This window comes from Desulfobacter sp., assembly GCA_028768525.1.
Lineage (GTDB): Bacteria > Desulfobacterota > Desulfobacteria > Desulfobacterales > Desulfobacteraceae > Desulfobacter.
In genome coordinates, this window is sequence record CP054837.1 from 4,789,543 (window position 1) to 4,809,560 (window position 20,018).

The following is a 20,018-nucleotide window of genomic DNA, read 5'->3' on the forward strand; positions in this document are numbered from 1 at the left end:
CATAAATCAGGGCGGCTGAAAACTCATGGAAAAAGGGGACAACGTCTTTTGCATAAAAGGCAGAGGCCTGCCATGGGGCCGCCCGGGGCCTGGCCACCGTTCATTATTGCTGTGTGGGCCATGTTTCTACCTTGACATTTAGACATCTTTATGTCTTTATGGGAATCAAGGTAGGGATCAGATGAATATCCGGTCAGGATAATGATCCAGGATAGAACAGCCACGAGGGGTTTATGGGCGAAAAAAACAAGACGAAACAGTTAACGTTAAGGATGCCGGAACATCTTCATAAAGAATTCAAGCTAACGGCGGTAAAGCAGGGACGGACCATGGGAGAGGTCACTGTAGAACTGATCAGGAAATATGTGGAGAAAGCATCTGATCCCTTGTGATACAATTTTATGTCATAAGGAGGGTGCCATGCGTTTTTCAGATTTTTTTGTTCCCAAATATCTGCATTCCAATCCCAAGGTGCGGATTAAATTCATTGGCCACACAACCGATTTAAAATTGCTGGAACAGATCATTGAAAAGGACGAGGACGACAATGTGGTCATGGCCGCACGTGAGCGGATCCAGGCCCTGGCCGTTACTGAAACGGAGTAATCGTCATGTCCGCCTTAACCTGAAAACCTTGATTCAATGGCATCCAGTGCATCCTGTGCCGCATCTTTGAGATCTTCATGTTCAAGACGGGATAATTGTTGGGCTATCCATGCCTTTGTTTCAAGGTTTCCGATTTCCCCCAGGGCATAGAGGATATCCCCCTGGGCGGGAATCTCTTTTGTCTCAAATTCATCCATGAGTACCGGGGCCAGGGTCAGTCCCAGGTCAGGGGCCTGCTCCGCAAGGGCCTCCACCACCACCATGGCCCCCAGCCGCACCGACCAGGTATCGTGGAGCAGCAGCCCTGCAAATCCATTGAAAATTTTCCCCGCCCGTATCATCTCCTGGGTGATCCAGTCCGCATTCCCCTCTTCCAGTATATTTTTCAGGGTTGCCGTGCTTAAACTGGATGGGTCCCGGTTCAGTATCATGGAAAGAATTTCTGTTTCGGACACCGCGCCGGTCCACCTGAAATCATTATCCAGGAGGAGGCAGGGGGCGGACATGACCTTGTCGTTTCGGGCATTTTCCGTGAACAGGGACCCGTCGATGATGTGGAGGTGTATCATATCGCAGGCTGCGGCCAGGGGGATGAGGGTGTCCACCATCACCGGGCAGTGGGGGCATTGCAGGGCAATGTATAAAGTGAGCCTGACGGGCCGCCGGACCTGCTCCAGGAGTGCCCTGACGGCATCCGGCAGGGGGCGCTGGGCAGCGATGGTTTCAAGGCCCTTTAAAAAGGGTGACAGCTCCCTTTCCATGGGCAGGGCCGAATAAATGATATTGGGCTGCAGGGCGAATCCGGGCAGTTCTGATGCCGTGGCCCCTGTTTTCCAATTCAGGCCTGTGGAGAGGGCCGACCAGGCTTCGGCAAACTTGGTGAAGGTCTTCTGTTCGGGGTGGTCCGATGCCAGTATGGTGACGGTGTTGCCAGTTCCTTGCCAGTCTTTAATGATCTGCCGGGCAGCCTTGTCCATTGTTTCAACTCCTGTAAGCGATTACGGTTTTTCCATCCTTTATCAGAAACCCGCTTTTAAATTAAGGGGAAATCATGTAAATAATTTCGAAAATAAGACTTAGACAATAGGCAAAAAAAGATGAGATTTATTGCGGACCTGCATATCCATTCCAAATATTCCCGGGCCACGGCCAAGAACCTGGACCTGGAAAATCTTTACCATGCCGCTCAGATAAAGGGGATTTCCCTGGTGGGCACCGGCGATTTTACCCATCCGGCCTGGATGGCGGAATTGGAAGAAAAGCTTGAAGAAACCGAACCCGGGCTCTTTTCCCTGAAAAAGGAAATCGCCGACACCATTGATTTGACTGTCCCCCCCTCCTGCCGGCGGGAGGTGCGGTTTATTCTCCAGTCGGAAATTTCCAATATCTATAAAAAAGAAGGCCGGGTCCGGAAGAACCACAATCTTATCTACCTGCCGGATATGGAAACCGCCAAGAAATTCAACGCCAGGCTGGATGCCATCGGCAATATCAAGTCCGACGGCCGGCCCATCCTTGGACTGGATGCCCGGAATCTGCTGGAAATCATGCTGGAGACCTCTGAGGCTGGTTTTTTTGTACCGGCCCATATCTGGACCCCCTGGTTCTCCATGTTAGGCTCCAAGTCCGGGTTCGACAGTATTGAAGAATGCTTCGGGGATCTGAGCCACCATATTTTTGCCTGTGAGACCGGGCTGTCCTCGGACCCGCCCATGAACTGGCGGGTAAAGGGCCTGGACCATGTCCGGCTGATCTCCAATTCCGATGCCCATTCCCCTGGGTATCTGGGAAGAAACGCCTCGGTCTTTGATACGGATTTATCCTTTGGGGCGGTGCGCCGTGCCCTTGAAACCCGTAACCTCTCCGCCTACCGGGGCACCCTGGATATGTACCCGGACCAGGGCAAGTACCATTATGACGGCCACCGCAAGTGCCGTGTGCGGCTGAACCCAGATGAAACGGCCGAACTGGGCGGCATCTGTCCTGAATGCGGACGTCCCCTGACCCTGGGAGTGCTCTACAGGGTCAGGGAACTGGCCGGGCGCCCGGAAGGGTATCTGCCTGAAAACCGCCATCCCTATACCTATATTGTCCCTTTGGCTGACATCCTTTCTGAAATTTTCGAGGTGGGGCCAAAGACCAAGAAGGTGACCGGATATTACAACAAGGCTGTCGAAGCGCTGGGATCGGAGCTGGAGATCCTCACTGAAATGCCTATTGGTGAGATTGACGGGGGCGGGGTGCCCCTGCTGGCCGAGGCCGTAAAAAAGATGCGGTCCGGCGACCTGCACATTGCCCCGGGGTTTGACGGGGAGTACGGTAAGGTGGCCCTGTTCACCCGGGAGGAAAAAGAGGAGATCCGTGGGGAAAAAAATCTGCTTTTTACCCTGCCCAAAAAGGAAAAGACAGCGGTAAAGGCAAAAGAGAAAACAGCCGCCCCTCGGGTGACATTGAAAAAGACAAAACCGGCTGCACAGCTACCCGCCGGCCCCAAAGGGCTGCTGGAGGGGTTGAACCCGGAGCAGGAAAAGGCCGTGACAGCCAAAGACCGGGCCGTACTCATCCAGGCCGGCCCGGGTACAGGCAAGACCCGGACATTGACGGCCAGGATCGCCTGGCTGGTTTCAAAACAGAATGTAGATCCCGGCCATATCCTGGCCCTGACCTTTACCAATAAGGCGGCCAGGGAATTGTCCCTGCGCATTGACACCTTTATGCCCCGGGAAGGTGAGCCGGTACTGGCCGCCACCTTCCACGGGTTCTGCCTTAAGATGCTGAAGGAATATGCCGGGTTCAGCCGGGGGCTCATGGAAGATGAACTGCGCATGGAGATTCTTGGACTGGCCGCCGAATCCGGTATGGGCACAGAGGGGGCCAGGCCCTCCAAAAAAGTACTGAGGCAGATGGACAACTGGATTTCCCTGGCCAAGCAGCAGTTCCTGGGGCCGGAGGACGACCTGGCCGGTGTGGCGGCAGAGTCGGCCGGAATCCTGGCGGATCTCTACCGGGCCTATGACGGTATCTGCCGGGAAAGGGCACTGGCGGATTTCGAGGATCTGATCTTTGAATGCTACAGAATGCTCATGGGTGAACCGGAAATCCTCAGCCGGATCCGCCAGCGGTTTTCCCATCTTTTTGTGGATGAATACCAGGACCTCAACCTGGGCCAGTATGAACTGGTGAAACTCCTGGCCGCCGAAAGCCGCATCCTGGTCATTGGGGACCCGGATCAGTCCATTTACGGGTTCCGGGGATCGGACAATCGGTTTTTCAACCGGTTTTCCGATGATTATCCTCAGTGCCGGCAGATTAGGCTGAAACGGAACTATCGGTCCACCCAGACCATTCTGGATGCATCATTCCAGATGATCACCACAAAAGACGCCAGAAAAACCGGCAATGGGGTCAACGAGGATAGAAAGATCTATTCCACCGTGGACAATGCCCAGCAGGTGGTGATCAAGGAGAGCACCACGGAAAATGCCGAAGCCGTGGCCGTGGGACGGATGATTGAGGATCTTGTGGGGGGCCTTTCCTTTCTGTCCATGGATTCGGGCAGGGACGGCAGCCTGAACCCCGATGCCGGGAAAGAATATGCGTTTTCCGATTTTGCCGTGCTTTACCGGACCCGGCGGCAGTGTGAGGCCTTTGTCCGCGCCTTTGAAAAGGCCGGCATCCCCTTCCAGACGGCGGACCGGGAAAACTGGGCGCATATGGCGGGGGTAAAGGAGGCGCTGGCAGCCCTCCGGCTGATGCTGAACCGGGGAACCGGGGAGGATGAGGCGCTGGTTAAGGTGGCGCTGCCCCGGGCGGTGGAGGGGCGGACGAGCGCTGAACTGCTGTCGGATATTTCCGGCCTTCTGGACCTGGGCCCCCGGCTCAGGGAAAAAGAGAGCCTGTCCGCTGCCTGGAAACGGCTGACGGACCTGGCCGGGACCTGGCCGGTCCCCGGCGAACTGCTGGACGCCCTGCGCCTGGACCAGGACCAGGATCTACTGGACCGGAAGGTGGAAAAGGTGTCGCTGATGACCATGCATGCGGCCAAGGGGCTGGAATTCCCGGTGGTTTTTGTCACCGGCTGTGAAACCGGTATGGTGCCCTATGCCCGGGACGGGAAAAAAGTGGAGGATCTGGAAGAGGAGCGCCGCCTCTTTTATGTGGCCATGACCCGTGCCATGGATATTCTTTGTTTGACATATGCCCAAAAAAGACGCATATTCGGCCTTGAAAAAAAACGGGAACGCTCCTGTTTTATTGATGATATTGAAAGGGAGCTGGCCCGGTACGATAAAATGAAAAAAGGTCGGCTAAAGAAACGAACGGAAATTCAGCTGGAACTGTTTTAACAGCGGATTGAAAGAAGAAATAGTTGAATATGGAAAAAACACCCTATAAAAGAATCGAACTTAAAAATAACCATACCCTTGACATTTTTGATGATTCCAGGAAAATCGGAGCTGATGCCTATGTGGTGATCATGACGGCAAAAATGGAGATCCCCGTGGTGAAATCATTGTTTGCAGACGGGCAGCTGGACGATGAGACTTTCGGAGATGTGCTTGAAACCCTGGGGTCCCCCATTGTCTACCAATACAAGGTGGAGCGGAACATGATCATGGCTCATGAAAAGGATGAGGTGCTTGAGAATTTGGTAAACACCTTCCTGGAAAATACAGGCCAGTATGTGGCCAAACCCCAGTTTCCCGAAAAGCTGGTCTTAAAGGAGTACAGGGAAAGGATTGAGAAGCGGAATAACAAATAGGCGCTTTCCCTTGGCCGGCCGGCTGATTCCCGGGTGGCTGGCGGTGATATGTCTGGTGTGGCCCCTCGCGGCCCCGGCCCATATCTATAAATATATAGATTCCAACGGGGTGGTGCATTTTACCAATACGCCCACCTCGGAAGGGTTTGTCCTCTACATGCGGGAGAAGCCCAGGCCCTCGAAAAAACGGCTCCGGTCATCGCCAAAAGTCTACGACCACATCATCAAACGGGCGGGCCGGGCCTACGGTGTGGATACGGCCCTGATAAAGGCCGTGATCAAGGCGGAATCCGATTTCAATCCCAGGGCGGTATCAAAAAAGGGCGCCCGGGGGCTGATGCAGATCATGCCTGAAAACGACCGGGCCCTGAATATTTCCAATCCCTTTGACCCCTCCCAGAATATCATGGGCGGCACCCGGTATCTGAGCCGGCTGCTCACCCGCTATGACCGGAAACTGGCCCTGGCCCTGGCCGCCTACAATGCCGGCCCCACGGCCGTGGACCGGTACCGCAGGATCCCCCCCTTCAAGGAGACCCAGGATTATGTGCAGAAGGTCATGTCCTTTTACGCGCATTATAAAAGAACCTAAAAATCTTTTTGAATCTCTTTGATAAAGTCGATAAGCTTGTCTCTTAAATCCGGCCGTTCCAGTGAATAGGCCAGGTTGGCCATCTGGAATCCGGCCTTGTCCCCGCAGTCGAACCGGGTCCCCTTGAATTTGTAACCGAAGACGGGCTGCTCCGAAAGCAGTTTTTTCATGGCGTCGGTGAGCTGGATTTCCCCGCCGGCCCCGGCTTCTTTTTTTCCCAGGTATTCCCAGATTCTGGGGGTGAGGATATAGCGTCCCACAATGGCCAGGTTGGAGGGGGCTTCATCCGGGCGGGGTTTTTCGATCATGTCATTGACCTTTACCATGTCCGCTTCAATGGGCGCCGCATCCAGAATACCGTATTTGTCGGTCTGGTTTTTTTCCACCTCCATGACCGCGGCGATGGAGGCCCGGAACCGGTCGAATTTTTCCACCATTTCCTTGAGAACCGGCTTGCCGTGTGTCTGGATCAGGTCATCGGCCAGGAGGACCGCAAAGGGTTCGTCCCCCACAATGTCCCGGGCACACCAGATGGCATGTCCCAGCCCCAGAGGTTCATGCTGCCGGGTGTAGACAATGGTACCGGTTCTGGGGACCAGTTCTCTGATTTGTTCGAGCAATTCGGTTTTTCCCCTGGCTTCCAGGGTGGATTCGATTTCAACGCTGCGGTCAAAATGGTCTTCCAGGGCTTTCTTTCCCCGGCCGGTGACAAAGATGATCTGTTCGATGCCCGCCTCAAACGCCTCTTCAACCGCATACTGGATGATGGGCTTGTCAACCACCGGGAGCATCTCCTTGGCCATGGCCTTGGTGGCCGGAATAAACCGGGTGCCCAGGCCCGCCACCGGAAAAACCGCTTTTTTTACTTTCATAACCGCTCCTTGAATGCTTGGATATGGGTAAATTGAATGATTCTGACTTTTTAAAAAGGAATGACGGTGATGTCAAACTTATTTTTTTTCAAGGGAAAATCCTGAAACGGCCTGTGTTTCAATGCGGCGGTCTATCCGATTGACATCATTATGTTATTTCGGTATAGTCCAAAACTTTGAATGATGCGTTATAAAATGATGAGGAAATATAATGACTGAAAATAATCAGGCCGATCAGAATCCGGCCGCCGATGTGCAGAATTCTGCAGAAATTCCCCCGGAACAGCTTTCCCTGAAAAGCCGCTTCCGGTTTAAATGCCACAAGGGTGTAAGCTGTTTTACCGACTGCTGCCGGGGCATCAATATCATGCTCACCCCCTATGATATCCTGACCATGCGCGAAAAGCTGGAGATGGATTCCGAGAAATTCCTGGCCATCTTCACCGAGCCCCAGATTCTGGAAAAAGCGGATATGCCTGTTGTCACCCTGAAGCTGCTGGACGACGAGCGCAATTCCTGTCCCTTTGTGGATGACGAGGACGGCTGTGTGATCTATGAACAGCGTCCCACAACCTGCCGTTACTATCCCCTGGGTGTGGGCTCCTTGAGCTACTCCGGTGAGAAGGGTGAAAAGGACGATTTCTTTTTTACCATTAAAGAAACCCACTGCAAAGGTTTTGAAGAGGATAAGGAATGGACCGTGGCCGAATGGCGGGAAGACCAGGGGGTGGACCTGCGGGACGAAGTCAATGAAGGCTGGCTGGACCTCATGGTCCGTAAAAAATCCCTGCCCCCCAGCATGCAATTGTCTGAGCAGGCCAAACAGATGTTCTTCATGGTCTGCTACAACATCGATAAGTTCAAACGGTTTGTCTTTGAGTCCAGTTTCCTGACCCGGTACGAGTTTCCGGAAGAAAGGATTGCCGAAATCAAGGCCGATGACGTTAAGCTGCTCCAGTTTGGGTTTGAATGGCTGAAAGCCACCTTTTTCCAGACCGGCCAGGAGAATTTCAAGGCCAAACAGGAGGCCGCTGAAGAATAAGGCACAAGATAGTCAAGCAAAAGAAAAAGGGGAGAGCGGCGACTGCCGTTTCTCCCCTTTTATTGTGTGAGAGGGGGAGGCCGTGAGGCCTCCTCTATTTTAAGGGGGCGGAAACCTGTCAGCTGTTGCTGCTAATACTCATACCAGAACGCTTTGTGGGCCGCCTCATCATTCAGTTTTTCATCAATATCAATTCCAAAAAACCGGCTGATGGGTGCAAGAATTTCAGGGGTCTGTGCCTGGACCTGCTTCAGCGCCGCCAGGGCCATGTCAAACCCCTTGCGGGTCATTTTTCCGAGGGGGGGGCGGCATGGGCCTGAGGGCATCCCCAGGATCTGCATCATGGTTTTCAGGGGCAGAGGGTTCCTGGCCCGGCAGGAAACCGGCCCGAATTCGCTTTCTTCCTGGGTGGTGATGACGACCAGGTCCAGCAGCGGTTTTAAGGCGGTTTGGATTTTCAGGGCCTCATCGGTTTTGCCCTGGTTGAGCAGGGTCACCATTTGTGTCATGAAGCCCGGCGCCAGGTTGGACATGACTGAGATGGAACCGCAGCATCCGATATCGGATGCGGTCATCAGGGTGTACACCAGGGCGTCGTCGCCGGAAAGGATGTTAAAGTCCTTCCCGCAGAGTTTCCGGGTCAGGCGCATATTATCCATATTGCCCGTGGCCTCTTTTACGGAAGAGACGTTGGGGTAGTTCTTTGCCAGGATGGCCAGGTCCTGGGGGAGCATCTGGGCGCCGGTACGGCCGGGGATTATATAAGGTATGATATCCAGGTCTTTGTATTCACCGGCTACAATCTCGTAGTATTCCCTCCGGATTTCCAGGGAAGAAGGGCCGTTGTAATAAGGATCCACCAGAAGAACAGCGTCCACCCCTTCGCTGGCGGCATGGCCGGTGGCGGTGATTGCCTCGGCCGTGTTATTGGAGCCTGTTCCTGCGATACACTTGCACTTGCCTTTGGTCTGTTTGGCGGTAAGGGCAATGACCAGATCATGCTCTTTCCACTTAAAAGTGGGGCTTTCGCCTGTGGTGCCGGTGGCAAGAATTCCTGTGATGCCGTTTTCCATCTGGAAATCGATGAGCTGTGCCAGACCGTCCCGGTCCAGTTCGCCCGCATCGGTAAACGGGGTGACGAGTGCAGTGTAGCATCCTTGTTCCATAATTTAAAAACTCCTGAGTGTTAATCTTAAGATGCCCTGTAATGGGCCGGCCAAATCCAGGTGCTATCACAGTTTGGGGGGAGGCTTCAAGTGATATTATTGCTTCGGGCAAGACTTAAAGACCTTGACACCTGGGCCGAGTGGACTATTATATAAGATTTTAACCGAAAAACAATATATAAAACGATAAATAATCGAGGAGTTATATATGTCCCAGCCCCAGAATCCCAACCTGCCCAAAAATGCAGACGAACATATTGCCAACCTCCGGAACGCACTGGTCCAAAACAACGAGTGCGGAACAACCCATTACAACCTGGCCGTCGCCCTCCTGGGGAAACAAGAGTTTGCCGAGGCGGAAAAATCCCTGCATGATGCCATTGACTGCAGCCCCTCCCTGGCCGAAGCCTATGTGCAGCTGGGGGGGATCTGTCTCCAGCGCGGGGATCTGGAAGGCTGTTACCGGTTTAACCTGCAGGCCACCCGGGCCAGGGCGGGATTTGCCGAAGGATATGCCAACATGGCCTTTGTCATGTTGCAGCTCATTGACGGCAAGGATGAAAAGGAAGATGGAGAAAAACTGGACAAGGCCATTAAGCACCTGAGAAAGTCCATCGTCCATAATAAGTATTTTGTTCAGGCCTATACCACCCTGGGAACGGCCTATTTTATGAAAGGACTGCTGGATGAGGCCATTAAGGCCAATGAAGAAGCCCTGCAGATTGTAGCCGAGTTTCCCATCGCCCACAATAATCTTGCCGTGGCCTACCTTGAGAAAGAGAACTATGCCAAAGCCCTTGAACACTGTGACAAGGCTGTTGAGCTCGGGTATGAAGTGGCCCAGGATCTTCTGGATGAACTGGCCGCCCACAGATCATGATCCGGATCTCTCAGGATATCCCTAGAGTACGCCAGGCCCGGTATGAAAATGCCGGGCCTTTTTTAGGCATTATTTTCCGCCATGGGGAGTGCTTAAAAAATCATGACAGAAAGCTTGCCGGTAACGGTTTAGATCCGGGATTTGTTTAAATACGGGCCCCTTTCGGATTTTTATTGACATGTGCAGGCAGAAATTCTATATCAGCTAATGTTATTTTGCTTAAGTTGTTTTTAGATTGAAAAGCTTTTGGTATATAAGCTTTTGAAATGACAAGTGATCGGACTTTTAATGGAAAGTTGGAAAACCTTTTCATTGTTGAATGTACTTTAACTTTATAACGGAGGTAAGTAAATGGCTAAGCATGAAACTCCTTTACTGGACCAGTTGGAATCCGGTCCGTGGCCTAGCTTCGTCTCTGACCTGAAACACCAGGCTGAGGTCAGGGCTAAAAACGAAAAAGGCGTAGAATACCAGATTCCTGTGGATTGCGTTGACGATCTTCTGGGAGTTGTGGAACTTTCTTACAAACACGGCAGGACCCACTGGAAACACGGCGGCATCGTAGGCGTATTCGGCTACGGCGGCGGTGTTATCGGCCGGTACTGTGACCAGCCTGAACTTTTTCCTGGTGTTGAGCATTTTCACACCATGCGTGTTAACCAGCCTGCTGGCAAATACTATAAAACTTCTTACCTGAGAGAACTGATGGACCTCTGGGATTTCCGGGGTTCCGGTGTTACCAACATGCACGGCGCAACTGGTGACATCATCCTGCTGGGTACCACTACTCCTCAGCTGGAAGAAGTATTCCACACACTGACCCATGACATGAACCAGGATCTCGGCGGCTCCGGCTCCAACCTGAGAACCCCTGCCAACTGCCTGGGTACTTCCAGATGTGAATACTCCTGCTACGACACTTCAGCACTCTGCCACTTCCTGACCAATGAATATCAGGATGAGCTCCACCGTCCGGCATTCCCCTACAAATTTAAGTTCAAATTTGACGGTTGCCCCAACTGCTGCGTTGCTTCTATCGCACGTTCCGACATGTCCTTCATCGGTACCTGGAGAGATGATATCAAAATCGACCAGGATGCTGTTGCAAAATATGTTGAAAACGATGCTGCATATCCTGCAAACGCCGGTGCCCACAAAGGCAAAGACTGGGGTGCATTTGACCTGGAAAAAGAAGTGCTTGCACTCTGCCCCACCAAGTGCATGAAGTATGAAAATAACAAACTGACCATTGACAACGCCAACTGCACCCGCTGCATGCACTGCATCAACGTTATGCCGCGCGCTCTGAAAATCGGTGATGACAGAGGTCTGTCCATTCTGGTTGGTGCAAAAGCACCCATCCTCGACGGTGCCCAGATGGGTTCCCTCCTGGTTCCCTTTGTTAAAGCCGATGCCGATAATGACTATGAAGAAATCACTGAAGTCATTGAAAATATCTGGGATTGGTGGATGGAAGAAGGTAAAAACCGTGAACGTCTTGGCGAGCTGATTATGCGCCAGGGTTTCCAGAAACTTCTGGAAGTGACCGGTATTGAGCCCCAGCCCCAGCACGTTGCATATCCCAGAACCAACCCCTACATCTTCTGGAAAGAAGACGAAGTAGAGGGCGGCTGGGAACGTGATGTCGACGAATACAGAAAACACCATCTTAGATAGAAAGGGAGAATCATAATGGCTTTTATTTCTACTGGTTATAATCCAGACAAACCGATGGAAAACAGAATCACTGACATCGGTCCCCGGGACTATAACGAATTCTATCCTCCTGTAATTGCGAAAAACCAGGGTAAATGGTCTCACCATGAAATCCTGGAACCCGGCGTACTGGTACACGTTGCCGAGTCCGGAGACGAAGTATACACTGTCAGAGTCGGCGGTGCCCGTCTGATGTCCACCTCTCTGATCAATGAGATCTGCGACATTGCTGACAAACACTGTGACGGCTACGTTCGTTTCACCACCAGAAACAACGTTGAGTTCATGGTTGATTCCAAGGACAAACTGGAACCCCTGAAAACCGAACTGGCTTCCAGAAAGTTCGACGGCGGATCCTTCAAGTTCCCCATCGGCGGTACCGGTGCCGGCGTGACCAATATTGTTCACACCCAGGGCTGGATTCATTGCCATACCCCCGCAACCGACGCTTCCGGTACCGTAAAGGCTACCATGGACGCTCTGTTCAGCGATTTCCAGGATATGAGACTGCCGGCTCAGCTGCGCGTTTCCATGGCCTGCTGTCTGAACATGTGCGGTGCTGTACATTGCTCTGACATCGCCATCCTGGGTTACCACAGAAAACCCCCCATGCTGGACCATGAGTACCTGGACAAGGTCTGCGAAATTCCGCTGGCCGTTTCTGCCTGCCCCACCGCAGCCATCAAACCGTCCAAACAGACTCTGGCCGATGGTACTGAAGTAAAATCTGTTGCCGTTAAAAACGAACGCTGCATGTACTGCGGTAACTGCTACACCATGTGCCCCTCCATGCCTCTGGCCGACACCGAAGGTGACGGTATTGTTCTGATGGCAGGCGGTAAGGTGTCCAACAGAATTTCCGATCCCAAGTTCTCCAAAGTTGTCGTTGGCTTCCTGCCCAACGAAATGCCCCGCTGGCCGTCCATGACTGCAGCCATCACAAGAATGGTTGAAGCCTATGCCTCCGGTGCCAACAAGTACGAACGTCTGGGCGACTGGGCTGAGAGAATCGGATGGGAAAAATTCTTTGAAGTTTGTGAACTTGACTTCACCCATCACCTGATTGACGATTTCCGTCAGCAGGCTTACATGAGCTGGCGTCAGTCCACTCAGTTCAAATTCTAATTAGAATTTGATTATCTGTAGTTAATATGAGGATGAGCCGGAGCGCATTCGTGTTCTCCGGCTCATCTGATTTAACCAAAGGAGAATACTCATGAGCGAACTTCTGGACAACAAAGAAGAAGCAGAGAAAGCGGTTGTTGCGTGGCTGGAAAAAAAATCCAAAACCAAAACCAAATTCTACATCAAAGATTTCTATAAAATTTTCCCCGACGACAAACCCAGAATGATCAAAAAGGTTGTCAACAAGATGGTGGAAGACGAAATCCTGGAATTCTGGTCTTCCGGATCCACTACCATGTACGGCCTCAAGGGGGCTGGCATCCAGCACTCTTCCGAGGGTGAAGAATAATCGTTTCAAAAAAGCGTTAGTTTCATGACAAACAGTTGGGAAAACGTCCCTGGAGTTGTTATTGCCGGGCTCAGGGGTGGTTCTGGCAAAACAATAATATCCCTTGGGATAACTGCAGCATGGAAAGCTAAAAATATAAAGGTCTCACCATTTAAAAAGGGGCCTGATTATATTGACGCCGGCTGGCTGTCAAAGGCAGCCGGCCACCCCTGCTACAACCTGGACACCTATCTTTGCGAGACAGAGGTGGTCCGGGACTCCTACCTCAAACATACCCAAAATTTTGATATCGCAGTGGTTGAAGGTAATCGCGGCCTATACGACGGTATTGATACCGACGGGTCCACCTCCACCGCTGAACTGGCCAAGCTGCTTAATCTGCCGGTGCTCCTGGTGCTGGACTGCACCAAAAGCACCCGGACCATGGCGGCCCTGCTCATGGGGTGCATGCATTTCGATCCTGAAATCAATATCTGCGGGGTCGTTCTTAACCGGGTGGCCGGGAAGCGCCATGAACTAAAGGTTAGGACCAATATAAAACGGTTCTGCGATATACCGGTGTTCGGCGCCCTGCCCAAGCTGAAAAAAGAAGATTTCCCTGAACGGCACATGGGGCTGGTTACCTCGGAAGAACACGGATTCTCCGGAAAGGCACTGGAAGACGCCGAGGTGGTGGCGTCAAAGCACATCGACCTCGACGGACTTTATCAGGCGGTGAGAGACGCCTGCGACACCTCTAATCGCCCTATTGTTGATACAGTTGGTCCTCGGACTGAACCTCGGACCGAGAAGAGGGTGACCATCGGGGTGGTGAGGGATTCTGCCTTCCAGTTTTACTATCCTGATAATATCGACGCTCTGGAACATCTCGGTGCCGATATCGTCTATATCAGCCCCCTGGCACAGGATACCATTCCCGATGTGGACGCTATTTATATGGGGGGCGGGTTCCCGGAAACCCATGCGGCCCAGCTTGCAGGCAACAATTCCTTCCGGGAGAATTTAAAGGCCCTGTCCCGGAAAGGACTTCCCATTTATGCAGAGTGCGGCGGCTTGATTTTCCTTGGCGAAAGCATTGAACTCAAAGGCAGGGTCTATCCCATGTCCGGCATTCTGCCGGTAAGGTTCGGCCTTTCCAGAAAGCCCCAGGGGCACGGGTATACCGAAGTGGAAGTGGTTCACGAAAATCCCTTCTACAGCTGCGGGGAGGTCCTGAGAGGGCATGAGTTCAGATACTCCAGAATCCTTTCCATTGACTACAAAAACGAAGATATGGCCTTCCGGATGGAGCGGGGCAAAGGCATCCTGGAGAAAAAGGATGGATTTTTCAGGGATAATACCTTTGGCACCTATACCCACATCCACGCTCTTGGATCACCCTCCTGGGCCCCAGCCCTCGTAAATAAGGCCGTGGCCTTCAACGCTTCTCGAAAATGATTGCCCCCAAATAGGAGTTCGGGGCAGGGTTGGCCCTGCCCCGGATAAGGCGCCCGGCTATACCGCTCAGGTCAGGGTGTCAGGCCGGCTGGGATAGCACCTTCAGTTTAGGGGATTCGTCCTTGGCCAACACCGTGGCGGCTTTCTCCCTGACCGGCTTTTTGTGTACGTTGTAATGGATCAGGCAGCCCTGGGGGCAGGCCTCCACACAGATACCGCAGTACACACAGGCAAAGGGGTTGAATTCCCATATTTTCTCCTTGCGTGATACGGTAATACACTGGGATGGGCATTTCCTTGCACAAAGGCCGCAGAGGGTGCATTCCCTCACCTTGTTGTCCAGTTCTCCCCTGGCGTTCTTAAAACCCGGCCTCACCTCAATGGGGTAGGCCCGGGTGGCGCTTTTGGATACAAAATTTTTAAATATATTTTTTATCATTTCATGGATCCGTTTATCGAGGGGTTATCGTTCTGTGCAGCTGATGCACGGGTCAATGGAAAGAACCACCACAGGTACGTCCGCCAGTTCAATCCCGGGCAGCATGGCGGCCAGGGGGGGAATATTGGCAAAGGTGGGGGTTCGGATGCGCAGGCGGTCCAGAAATTTTGTACCGTTGGCTTTAATATAGTACATGCATTCCCCCCTGGGCTGCTCCATCCGCAGGGTCAGTTCACCTTCGGGGTTGCCTTTTACCTTGGCAAAGGTATCGCCCTTGGGCAGGCCGGCAATGGCCTGGCGGACCAGGTCGATGGACTGAAGGGTTTCCCTGAAACGGACCACGCCCCGGGCGTAGGAGTCTCCCGCTGTTTCAACCACCGGCTCAAAGTCCAGTGCGTCAAAGGCCTCATATTCAAGCTGGCGCATATCCTGCGCGATACCCGATGCCCTGAGGGTGGGACCTGCCGCCCCCAGCTCATAGGCCATCTCTTTGGTGAGAATCCCTTTCCCCACGGTCCGTTTTTTAACGGTGTAGTTGTTGAGCATGGTGGACTGAAGCTCTATCATGCCCTTTTCCACCGCTTTGAGTTCATCAAGGATCCACTGGCATTGGGAGGGAGTGAGGTCCCGGCGGACGCCTCCCACCTTGTTTACAGAAACGATCACCCGGTTGCCGGCGGTGGCTTCGTTGATGTCCATGATTTTTTCCCGTATTTTCCAGAACTGCATGAATACGGATTCGAAGCCAAAGGCATCGGCATAGAGGCCCAGCCAGAGCAGATGGCTGTGCATGCGATGAAGCTCTGCCCAGATGACCCTGAGGTATTGGGCTCGGCGGGGAACCTGGACATTCATCAGCGTTTCCAAACCTTCGCAGTAACACATGGCGTGCATCATTGAACAGATGCCGCAGACCCGCTCCACCACCTGAATCATCTGGTGATAGTCCCGTTTCTCTGCCAGTTTTTCAAGCCCGCGGTGGACGTAGCCCAGAGCGGGGACGGCCTCTTTTACAATTTCATCTTCCACTGTCAAAGAGAGGTGGATGGGTTCCGGCAGCACAGGGTGCTGGGGACCGAATGGTACAATGGTTGTAGACATATGGGTTTTTCCGATTATTTTAATTCATTTTTCAGGCTAAAGGCCTGGGCTTCGATCACTTGTCGGTCCGCGTCACGCCAAACTTGCAAAAAGGGGTGGCAGTGACATTATCCATTTCCCTGTCAAGGTAGAGGGTGCCGCCGAAATCAAGGACAAGACCGTCGAATTTAACACCGTAGAGATCTATAATTTCATTTTCTACTAGAAAAGCGCTGAAAAAGACCGGCGACAGGCTGGGGATGGTTTCATTTTTACCAACCTGCATGCGGTAATTGGCAAGTTCCAGGTTTTTGTCAAAATGATAGATGATTTCCAGGGTATCCTGGTCGATTTCAAGACAGGTGATGGTGACAAGCCGCCAGCCTGTGGATTTAAGTTTTTCAAACTCCCCGGTGAGGGATTCTTTGGTGATGGTGTTGGCTTTCATAGATTCTTTCACTTGTTATCAGCTGGCCAGGGCGGCGGCCTGCTGGATTTCTTTGAGTTTGTTGAGCCCCTCAACCACGCCGTCGATGATGGCTTCGGGTCTGGCAGGACAGCCCGGGACATATACGTCCACCGGGATGATCTTGTCCACACCGCCCACCACATTATAGGCGTCCCTGAAAATGCCTCCGGTGAGTCCGCAGGACCCCACGGCGATGACGATTTTAGGGGCGGGCATCTGGTCGTAAATCTGTTTGAGGACCTTTTTGTTACGGCTGTTTACCGAGCCCGTAACGATGAGCACATCTGCGTGTTTGGGGTTGCCGATGTTGATGACCCCGAACCGTTCAACGTCGTATAGCGGGGTCAAACAGGCCAGGGTTTCGATATCGCAGCCGTTGCATGAACCGCAGTCGTAATGGACCAGCCAGGGGGATTTAACCTGGGATTTTTCTATGATTTTTTTTACGGCACTATTTTTTAATAGATCTTTAACCATTTTTATATTCTTCCTCCTGAATAGAGCCAGATCAGGTTGATGGCAGAGAGTACCAGTCCACTGGCCCAGACGGATTTGAGCATCCACCTGAAAGACATTCGGGCGGAAATATTATCGACGATAATTTCTGCAATATAGGTCAGGGCCAGCAGGACGACCATGCCCATGATACTGGTGGTCCAGAACAGGGAGCAGAGTCCCAGGATCAAAACGGTCTCGTAGAGATGGGCGATTTCGATCAGGGCCAGCATTCTGCCCGAATATTCCGTGAATACCCCCCTCACCAGTTCCTGATGGGCGTGGTGGGAGGCGGAAATATCAAAGGGAGATTTTCTCAGCTTTATGGTCAGGGCATAGCCGAATACGATGAAGAGCAGCGGCAGATTCATCAGCAGCGGCTTGTCCATGGCATAGACGGCGGAGATTTTAAAGCTCCCCGTATAAAGATGGATGCCGGCCAGTACGATGATGATCAACGGCTCATAGGTTAAAATCTGGATCAGTTCCCGGTTGGCGCCGGCCTGGCTGAAGGGCGAGGGAACAAGGAAAGCCCCCATGACCAGGAATACAGCGCCCACGGCCTGGACAAAAAAGATCAGCAGCAGGTCGGATTGGGCGAAAAACAGGGCCACGGAGACCATGGCGGCAGCCAGGTAAATATAAACACACAGGGGTTGGAACCGGTGGCCCACCATGGGCTCCTTGGCCCACAGCTTGGCAATGTCGTAAAGGGGCTGAAGCAGGGGGGGGCCGGTCCTGGACTGGAATTTCGCAGTGAGAATCCGGTCGGTACCGGCGATGAGTATCCCTGCAAAGGGGGCCAGGGTGACCCCCAGTATAGCGTATAATATGGTCATTATATGGATGCTCCTATCATGATGAGAATCAGGATGCCGGCAGCGGTATTCACCGCCTTTGACAGCCGCTGTTCTCCAAAAAAGGCAGACAGGTAGTAGTTGCTCTGCATGCTTGAGGTGATTTTATCCATGGGGCCGATATAGGTTCCCGCCTGGCTGCCGCTGATTCCGGACATGTAGGGGCCGGTAGTGCCGGCGCCGGCGCTGCCGTTGGATTTCATCAGGGCCAGGCAGAAGACGGCAATGGCGATGAGGAACAGAGGAATCACCGCAAAGGAACCCGAGGCATTGGCCAGGATACCGTTGGCAGTTGAAAATGCCGCAGCTTCTCCTGAAATACCCCTTAAAATCATTTTTGAATAAATGAAGGGGGATGAGAGGGATAGGGCAAGGGCCGCCCCCAGCAGTGAGTACAGGGGAAGCTTGGTCATGAGCGCCATTTCCTCAGGGTGGGACTCTCCTTTAAAGTCCGACCCCATGAGAATACCGGCCCACCGGGCCCAGTACACAACGGTCAGGGCAGAGCCCAGGGCGAGCATCAACAGGATGAACAGATTGCCTGCGGCAGACTCGATGGCCATCCATTTCCCCAGGAGCATGCCGAAGGGGGGGAGGATCATGGTCAGAATGCCCAGGGTGATGATCACAGCCGTAGTAGGCATTTCGCCGAACAGTCCCCGCATATCTTCGATGTCCCGGCTGCCGATATGCTGTTCAATGGAACCCATGCACAGAAAGAGCAGGGCCTTGGACACGGCATGGAAGATCACCAGAAGAATGGCCGCGGTGATGGCGGCATGGGTGTTGATACCGGCACAGGCCAGGATCAGACCCAGGTTGGAAATGGTGGAGTAGGCCAGCACCTTTTTGCCGTTGCTCTGTCCGATGGCAAGGGCAGCGGCGGAAAGAAAGGTGAATGCCCCGCAAAGCGCCACGGCCGTACTCAAGGCGGTGCCCTGGAATGCAGGCGCGAACCGGATCACCAGGTAAACCCCGGCCTTGACCATGGTAGAGGAGTGGAGCAGGGCGGACACCGGCGTGGGCGCCACCATGGCTCCCAGCAGCCATTTCTGGAAGGGCATCTGGGCGGCTTTGGTGAATCCGGCAATGCAGAGCAGTCCCAGGGGAATGAGCATGGCGTCGGATCCCTTAAGGGCTGTGATAACCTCCTGTATATCCAGGGTGTGCAGCTGGGCATACATCCATACGATGCCCAACAGCAGGGCCACCCCCCCCAGGGAATTGATCCAGAGGGCGGTAATGGCATTCTGCTTTGCCTCCCCGGTCCTGTCATGGCCGATGAGCAGAAAGGAGCAGAGGGTGGTAACTTCAAAACAGAAGTAGAACAGCATTAAATCGTTTACGAGCACCAATGCGTTCATGGTGCCGATGAAGAGAAAAAGCAGGGCGAAGAATTTCGGCTGTGCGGTTTTCTCAAGTTTCAGGTGGTGTTCATGGTGCTCCATATAGGGCAGGGCGAAAAAGACGATCAGCGAGCCGGCAATGGAGATGATCAATACCATGATCAGGGCTAAATTGTCGCAGAAAAGTCCAGCCGGTTGAGCGTGGCCGCCCTTGAGAATGAAAAATTCAAAAATGGCGAGCACGGCAATCTGAGCCAGGGATAAACCGGAAATGACACGGTTTTTGGATTTTATCCCGATAAAAAGGATCAGACCCAGCAGGGCAAAATCTGCGAGTTGGATAAGGGTTGTAAATTTTACGCTGGTCATAAACGCCGGAGTGCTGCTTACCGGCGCCTTCCCGATCATCAGGAGCGAACCTGCGATCAGGACGATACCTGTTCCGGTGGCGAGGAAGGATCTCATTGATTTCCCAGGCAGAACCAGACAGGCCAGCGCGGCCATCATCGGTGTTGCAGTTAGACATGTGAATATAATTTCAAACATGAAAATCGATTTTGGGGAAATGAAATTTCAAAGTCAAGGGGAAAAAAAGAATTTTTGGGCAGAAAAATATATAGTTTATTAAAATTTAATGAATGATTAAATTATTTTGATCAACTAAATTTTATATCCTGCGTCCCCCGGGTGTTTGGGTGCTAAAACGGCTTTAAAAAATTACTTACTAATCAATTGGCGGTCTATGGCATAATGGCGAAAAAAGCCGGAATGAACCGAATGTGGCT

At 52.7% G+C, this 20,018-nt stretch carries 20 protein-coding genes; 11 read left to right on the forward strand and 9 right to left on the reverse strand.

Annotated features, from left to right (window positions below):
- Window positions 1–233 precede the first annotated feature (233 nt).
- Window positions 234–392 (forward strand): copy number control protein, encoded by a 159-nt coding sequence (locus HUN04_21085; GenBank protein ID WDP92078.1) that lies wholly within the window; start codon window positions 234–236, stop codon window positions 390–392.
- Window positions 393–420: 28 nt separating this feature from the next.
- The gene (locus HUN04_21090; protein ID WDP92079.1) at window positions 421–606 is read left to right on the forward strand and encodes a hypothetical protein; all 186 of its coding nucleotides are present in this window, start codon (window positions 421–423) and stop codon (window positions 604–606) included.
- Window positions 607–620: 14 nt separating this feature from the next.
- Here the strand turns inward: HUN04_21090 and HUN04_21095 are convergent, their stop codons facing one another.
- Entirely contained in the window at window positions 621–1,583 is a 963-nt protein-coding gene (locus HUN04_21095; protein ID WDP92080.1) for a thioredoxin family protein, read from the reverse strand.
- A gap of 120 nt (window positions 1,584–1,703) precedes the next feature.
- On the opposite strand from HUN04_21095, the gene HUN04_21100 reads away from it, so the two are divergent.
- Genes HUN04_21100 through HUN04_21110 form a run of 3 tightly spaced genes read left to right on the forward strand, consistent with a single transcriptional unit; the run spans window position 1,704 to window position 5,960 of the window.
- On the forward strand, window positions 1,704–4,952 hold the full coding sequence (locus HUN04_21100; protein ID WDP92081.1) for a UvrD-helicase domain-containing protein: 3,249 nt from the start codon (window positions 1,704–1,706) through the stop codon (window positions 4,950–4,952).
- Window positions 4,953–4,981: 29 nt separating this feature from the next.
- Window positions 4,982–5,368, forward strand: a complete 387-nt coding sequence (locus HUN04_21105) for a hypothetical protein (protein ID WDP92082.1) — start codon at window positions 4,982–4,984, stop codon at window positions 5,366–5,368.
- Window positions 5,358–5,960, forward strand: coding sequence for a lytic transglycosylase domain-containing protein (locus HUN04_21110; GenBank protein WDP93358.1), 603 nt, complete (start codon window positions 5,358–5,360; stop codon window positions 5,958–5,960). The genes HUN04_21105 and HUN04_21110 overlap by 11 nt, the downstream gene beginning before the upstream one ends.
- On the opposite strand, the gene galU is transcribed toward HUN04_21110, so the two are convergent.
- Window positions 5,957–6,832: a UTP--glucose-1-phosphate uridylyltransferase GalU gene (gene galU / locus HUN04_21115; protein WDP92083.1), complete on the reverse strand. Its 876-nt coding sequence runs from the start codon at window positions 6,830–6,832 to the stop codon at window positions 5,957–5,959. The two genes, HUN04_21110 and galU, sit on opposite strands and share 4 nt — an antisense overlap.
- A gap of 211 nt (window positions 6,833–7,043) precedes the next feature.
- Between galU and HUN04_21120 the strand changes: the two genes are divergently transcribed.
- Window positions 7,044–7,874 (forward strand): YkgJ family cysteine cluster protein, encoded by an 831-nt coding sequence (locus tag HUN04_21120; protein ID WDP92084.1) that lies wholly within the window; start codon window positions 7,044–7,046, stop codon window positions 7,872–7,874.
- A 131-nt stretch (window positions 7,875–8,005) separates the two neighbouring features.
- Here the strand turns inward: HUN04_21120 and dapA are convergent, their stop codons facing one another.
- Complete coding sequence (gene dapA, locus HUN04_21125) at window positions 8,006–9,040, reverse strand: 4-hydroxy-tetrahydrodipicolinate synthase (protein WDP92085.1); 1,035 nt, start codon at window positions 9,038–9,040, stop codon at window positions 8,006–8,008.
- Window positions 9,041–9,248: 208 nt separating this feature from the next.
- Between dapA and HUN04_21130 the strand changes: the two genes are divergently transcribed.
- The 5 genes from HUN04_21130 (at window position 9,249) to cobB (ending at window position 14,547) form a co-directional block, all read left to right on the forward strand.
- A complete protein-coding gene (locus tag HUN04_21130) occupies window positions 9,249–9,920 on the forward strand; it encodes a tetratricopeptide repeat protein (protein ID WDP92086.1) in 672 nt (223 codons plus the stop codon).
- Window positions 9,921–10,271: 351 nt separating this feature from the next.
- Entirely contained in the window at window positions 10,272–11,597 is a 1,326-nt protein-coding gene (dsrA, locus tag HUN04_21135) for a dissimilatory-type sulfite reductase subunit alpha (protein WDP92087.1), read from the forward strand.
- A 15-nt stretch (window positions 11,598–11,612) separates the two neighbouring features.
- Window positions 11,613–12,761 carry a dissimilatory-type sulfite reductase subunit beta gene (dsrB, locus tag HUN04_21140; protein ID WDP92088.1) on the forward strand — a complete coding sequence of 383 codons (1,149 nt, stop codon included), beginning with the start codon at window positions 11,613–11,615 and terminating at the stop codon, window positions 12,759–12,761.
- A 91-nt stretch (window positions 12,762–12,852) separates the two neighbouring features.
- Window positions 12,853–13,110 carry a dissimilatory sulfite reductase-asociated protein DsvD gene (locus HUN04_21145; protein WDP92089.1) on the forward strand — a complete coding sequence of 86 codons (258 nt, stop codon included), beginning with the start codon at window positions 12,853–12,855 and terminating at the stop codon, window positions 13,108–13,110.
- A 24-nt stretch (window positions 13,111–13,134) separates the two neighbouring features.
- Window positions 13,135–14,547, forward strand: a complete 1,413-nt coding sequence (gene cobB, locus HUN04_21150) for a hydrogenobyrinic acid a,c-diamide synthase (glutamine-hydrolyzing) (GenBank protein WDP92090.1) — start codon at window positions 13,135–13,137, stop codon at window positions 14,545–14,547.
- A 79-nt stretch (window positions 14,548–14,626) separates the two neighbouring features.
- On the opposite strand, the gene HUN04_21155 is transcribed toward cobB, so the two are convergent.
- Genes HUN04_21155 through HUN04_21180 form a run of 6 tightly spaced genes read right to left on the reverse strand, consistent with a single transcriptional unit; the run spans window position 14,627 to window position 19,779 of the window.
- Window positions 14,627–14,986: a 4Fe-4S binding protein gene (locus HUN04_21155; protein WDP92091.1), complete on the reverse strand. Its 360-nt coding sequence runs from the start codon at window positions 14,984–14,986 to the stop codon at window positions 14,627–14,629.
- Window positions 14,987–15,010: 24 nt separating this feature from the next.
- On the reverse strand, window positions 15,011–16,087 hold the full coding sequence (locus HUN04_21160; protein ID WDP92092.1) for a nickel-dependent hydrogenase large subunit: 1,077 nt from the start codon (window positions 16,085–16,087) through the stop codon (window positions 15,011–15,013).
- Window positions 16,088–16,142: 55 nt separating this feature from the next.
- Window positions 16,143–16,514, reverse strand: a complete 372-nt coding sequence (locus HUN04_21165) for an NADH-quinone oxidoreductase subunit C (GenBank protein WDP93359.1) — start codon at window positions 16,512–16,514, stop codon at window positions 16,143–16,145.
- An 18-nt stretch (window positions 16,515–16,532) separates the two neighbouring features.
- Window positions 16,533–17,012: an NADH-quinone oxidoreductase subunit B family protein gene (locus HUN04_21170; GenBank protein ID WDP92093.1), complete on the reverse strand. Its 480-nt coding sequence runs from the start codon at window positions 17,010–17,012 to the stop codon at window positions 16,533–16,535.
- Between the two features lie 2 nt (window positions 17,013–17,014).
- Window positions 17,015–17,872, reverse strand: a complete 858-nt coding sequence (locus tag HUN04_21175; GenBank protein ID WDP93360.1) for an NADH-quinone oxidoreductase subunit H — start codon at window positions 17,870–17,872, stop codon at window positions 17,015–17,017.
- Window positions 17,869–19,779: an NADH-quinone oxidoreductase subunit L gene (locus HUN04_21180; GenBank protein WDP92094.1), complete on the reverse strand. Its 1,911-nt coding sequence runs from the start codon at window positions 19,777–19,779 to the stop codon at window positions 17,869–17,871. Before HUN04_21180 ends, HUN04_21175 begins: the two co-directional genes overlap by 4 nt.
- Window positions 19,780–20,018 lie beyond the last annotated feature (239 nt).

Bases quoted from the DNA above. Each gene is read 5' to 3' on its own strand.
- HUN04_21085 (WDP92078.1), top strand. From the start codon at position 234: ATGGGCGAAAAAAACAAGACGAAACAGTTAACGTTAAGGATGCCGGAA.
- HUN04_21090 (WDP92079.1), top strand. From the start codon at position 421: ATGCGTTTTTCAGATTTTTTTGTTCCCAAATATCTGCATTCCAATCCC.
- HUN04_21095 (WDP92080.1), bottom strand. From the start codon at position 1,583: ATGGACAAGGCTGCCCGGCAGATCATTAAAGACTGGCAAGGAACTGGC.
- HUN04_21100 (WDP92081.1), top strand. From the start codon at position 1,704: ATGAGATTTATTGCGGACCTGCATATCCATTCCAAATATTCCCGGGCC.
- HUN04_21105 (WDP92082.1), top strand. From the start codon at position 4,982: ATGGAAAAAACACCCTATAAAAGAATCGAACTTAAAAATAACCATACC.
- galU (WDP92083.1), bottom strand. From the start codon at position 6,832: ATGAAAGTAAAAAAAGCGGTTTTTCCGGTGGCGGGCCTGGGCACCCGG.
- HUN04_21120 (WDP92084.1), top strand. From the start codon at position 7,044: ATGACTGAAAATAATCAGGCCGATCAGAATCCGGCCGCCGATGTGCAG.
- dapA (WDP92085.1), bottom strand. From the start codon at position 9,040: ATGGAACAAGGATGCTACACTGCACTCGTCACCCCGTTTACCGATGCG.
- HUN04_21130 (WDP92086.1), top strand. From the start codon at position 9,249: ATGTCCCAGCCCCAGAATCCCAACCTGCCCAAAAATGCAGACGAACAT.
- dsrA (WDP92087.1), top strand. From the start codon at position 10,272: ATGGCTAAGCATGAAACTCCTTTACTGGACCAGTTGGAATCCGGTCCG.
- dsrB (WDP92088.1), top strand. From the start codon at position 11,613: ATGGCTTTTATTTCTACTGGTTATAATCCAGACAAACCGATGGAAAAC.
- HUN04_21145 (WDP92089.1), top strand. From the start codon at position 12,853: ATGAGCGAACTTCTGGACAACAAAGAAGAAGCAGAGAAAGCGGTTGTT.
- cobB (WDP92090.1), top strand. From the start codon at position 13,135: ATGACAAACAGTTGGGAAAACGTCCCTGGAGTTGTTATTGCCGGGCTC.
- HUN04_21155 (WDP92091.1), bottom strand. From the start codon at position 14,986: ATGATAAAAAATATATTTAAAAATTTTGTATCCAAAAGCGCCACCCGG.
- HUN04_21160 (WDP92092.1), bottom strand. From the start codon at position 16,087: ATGTCTACAACCATTGTACCATTCGGTCCCCAGCACCCTGTGCTGCCG.
- HUN04_21165 (WDP93359.1), bottom strand. From the start codon at position 16,514: ATGAAAGCCAACACCATCACCAAAGAATCCCTCACCGGGGAGTTTGAA.
- HUN04_21170 (WDP92093.1), bottom strand. From the start codon at position 17,012: ATGGTTAAAGATCTATTAAAAAATAGTGCCGTAAAAAAAATCATAGAA.
- HUN04_21180 (WDP92094.1), bottom strand. From the start codon at position 19,779: ATGTTTGAAATTATATTCACATGTCTAACTGCAACACCGATGATGGCC.